Source organism: Granulosicoccus sp. 3-233, assembly GCF_052681095.1.
This window is the reverse complement of sequence record NZ_JBQYLE010000067.1, coordinates 1-514: the sequence shown is the minus strand read 5'-3', so window position 1 is coordinate 514 and position 514 is coordinate 1. Positions and strand designations below refer to the sequence as shown.

The 514-nt window shown below is 56.0% G+C and carries 1 protein-coding gene; it reads right to left on the bottom strand.

The genetic code is table 11. The features are described 5' to 3' along the window. Positions 1-43 precede the first annotated feature (43 nt). Positions 44-514: IS66 family transposase (locus ACUNV4_RS30470; RefSeq protein ID WP_430882445.1), on the bottom strand; the 471-nt coding region annotated here is incomplete at its 5' end.

The window sequence follows — 514 nt, the reverse complement described above, 5'->3', positions numbered from 1 at the left end:
GTAAGCGCCAACGTAACAGGGTCCTCTGCGTTTCAACCCGCCCCTAATTCATATTCCACGGCATGAGCGCATCCAGTGCCTCATCCGTGTCCGCTGTGGCGATGTGATTGATGACGTGTTGCAGATAGGCGTACGGTTCGACGTTGTTTGCCTTCGCGGTTTCTATCAAGGTGAACATGGCCGCTGAGGCATGAGCCCCTTCCGGACTGGTGCTGAACAGCCAGCCCTTGCGGCCGACCACGAAGGGGCGGATGGCATTTTCGGCCAATACATTGCTGATGCGCAGTTGCCCATGTTCGCAGTAGCGCACCAGATGCTCCCACTGATTCAATGTGTAGTTGATGGCTTTTCGGGTCAGCGTGTCCTTGGGCACCTGCGGTTGTTTCTGTTCCAGCCAATGTTTGAGTTTCTCAAGCTTCGGCAAAGCCTTGAGCTGACGCGCTTTCAGGCGCTCGTCATCGTCCAGATCACTCCATTCCCGCTCGAGCCGATACAGGGCATTGATGTGCGAGAG